This window comes from Paenibacillus zanthoxyli JH29, from assembly GCF_000520715.1.
GTDB classification, from domain to species: Bacteria; Bacillota; Bacilli; order Paenibacillales; family Paenibacillaceae; genus Paenibacillus_AQ; species Paenibacillus_AQ zanthoxyli.
This window is the reverse complement of the sequence record NZ_ASSD01000171.1, coordinates 1-2,229: the sequence shown is the minus strand read 5'-3', so window position 1 is coordinate 2,229 and position 2,229 is coordinate 1. Positions and strand designations below refer to the sequence as shown.

Genomic DNA, 2,229 nt, shown 5'->3' with positions numbered 1-2,229 from the left:
AACCAACCTGACCTGTCCCTTGATGTTAGAGCGATTGCCCTAATTTCTAACTTGGTTTGATGGAGGAATTGCCCAATAGAAAAGAAAAAGCCAGCAAGTCTCCAATAACCGAAGGACTTGCTGGCTTCTTAATTTTTTTAGGAAGGCGGCCTTACCGCAGGTATATTCACTTATGGCACAGCTCCAACTGTTAGACCGGCATCTGTTCAAGTGGCGCCGACCCCATGACCTTAGCTTCGCTCAATAATGGTCTGCAGCGTGGTATGGTCAAGTCCTTCCACCAGCTTAATCAACAGTTCTCTGGCCGCGTCGATATCGTCGGTATGGATCATAGATGTGGAAGTATGAATATAGCGAGAGCAGATGCCGATTACGGTGGAAGGCACGCCGATTCCGCTTACGTGAACCTGGCCTGCATCCGTACCGCCCTGGGAGACAAAATGCTGATATTTGATCCGGTGCGTATCCGCCGTATCCTGCACATATTCCAGCAGTCCGCGATGGGTAATCATCGTTGGGTCTAAGATGCGCAGCAGCACGCCATCGCCAAGCCGGCCGAACGCCTGCTTGTCCCCGGTCATGTCCGCGGCGGCGCTTGCGTCAAGTCCGAAGAAAATATCCGGCTGAAGTAGGTTAGCTGACGTCTGAGCTCCCCGAAGCCCCACCTCTTCCTGCACGGTAGTTCGGCAGCTTTTTGCCGCTGAGCGCCTTGACCAGCTCAATAGCAAGCCCTACACCGTAACGGTTGTCCCATGCTTTGGCCAATATTTTTTTCGGATTGGCCAGCGGGGTGAAGGGACAGACGGGAACGATTTGCTGGCCGAGAGCAGCGCCGAACTCCATCGCTTCCTCGCGGCTTTCCGCGCCGATATCGATGAACATCGCTTTGATGTCCCCGCCTTTTGCTCGCTCTTCCTGACTGATCAGATGGATCGGCGTACTGCCGACAACGCCCGTAATCGGTCCTTTTGGCGTAATAATTTGCAGTCGCTGGGAGCTGACCGCCGAAGCGATCCAGCCGCCAAGCGGTTGGAAACGGATCATTCCGTTATCGGTTATTCCGGTAACCATAAAGCCGACTTCGTCAAAATGGCCGGCTACCATAATTTTCGGCCCGTTTACATCGCCGCGAAGCACACCGAACAGGCTGCCGAGACGGTCATGAACAAATTCATCGGTATACGGAGCCATGGCTTCTTTTACAAACTTGCGCAGTTCACGTTCGAAACCAGGGGCGGAAGGGAATTGGGTAAGGCTTTTGAACATATCAAGGGTTTCTTGGTTCATCTTGCCATCTCTCCTTTACTACCGTATAGTATGAACTTTCGCTAACCGGTTGTCCATTGGACCGGGGTCATAAAGGCCCTGGAACGCTCCGCACACAAGGCCATCCGATCTTTGAATATGCGTTTAGCATAGTTCATAAGTGCACACCCGGCGGGAAGGCGGGGAATATAATGCTGCCAGAGGCGTTAAAATGGCGGGGAGCCCTGAAAAGGAGCGGGAGATGGATGAATAAGTATGAAGCGGAGCGCGAAATTGTTCTTATTCTGGCGCTGTTTTTGCTGCTTGTCGCAGTGCTGCTGTATTTTTCCTGAATTTTAAATGTCATAAGGAAAAGCCGGACGGCGAACAATAAAGGAAAATCTACTATGCGAAGCTGGTTGATCGTCCTGACTGCGTATTTGCGCAAGCGGACTTAAGTCTTCGCCAAACCTTTAGGAGGTGCCTTCATTGCCGGCAAAAACCAAACGTTCGGGGGTCAAGCTGCAGCTTGATTCCCTGAATAACCAAGTCTACAAGCAGATGGCAAAAAAACACGAACCTTCTAGGCCCGTACTTAAAAACTGCTTTCGCGCTTTCCTGTCGGGCGGCCTGATTTGCGTAATTGGACAGGCCGTACAGGAAGCGTTTATGGCTAACTTCCACATGAGTGCAAAGGAGGCGGCCAGCCCGACCGTCGCGGTGATGATCCTGATATCCGTCATTCTCACCTGCTTCGGCGTATATGACAAGCTGGCGCAGTGGTGCGGCGCCGGGACGGCCGTTCCCGTAACGGGCTTTGCCAACAGTATGTGCTCGGCTGCGATTGAACATCGTGCCGAAGGGATTGTGCTGGGCGTTGGAGCTAATATGTTCAAGCTAGCGGGCTCGGTCATTGTCTTCGGTGTCGTGGCCGCCTTTATTATCGGGATCGTCTACATCTTCCTTGGCCATGGGGGAGGACAT

The 2,229-nt window shown here is 52.5% G+C and carries 2 protein-coding genes and 1 pseudogene; 2 read left to right on the top strand and 1 reads right to left on the bottom strand.

What is annotated here, in order from left to right:
• Positions 1–230 precede the first annotated feature (230 nt).
• Positions 231–1,287, bottom strand: a pseudogene (locus L691_RS28110) (M42 family metallopeptidase).
• 170 nt (positions 1,288–1,457) lie between these two features.
• Here L691_RS28110 and L691_RS31860 point away from each other — a divergent pair.
• Complete coding sequence (locus L691_RS31860) at positions 1,458–1,598, top strand: hypothetical protein (protein ID WP_156934180.1); 141 nt, start codon at positions 1,458–1,460, stop codon at positions 1,596–1,598.
• Positions 1,599–1,767: 169 nt separating this feature from the next.
• Positions 1,768–2,229, top strand: a 462-nt coding sequence (gene spoVAC / locus L691_RS0106715; RefSeq protein WP_408634738.1) for a stage V sporulation protein AC, incomplete at its 3' end; no start/stop codon positions are given.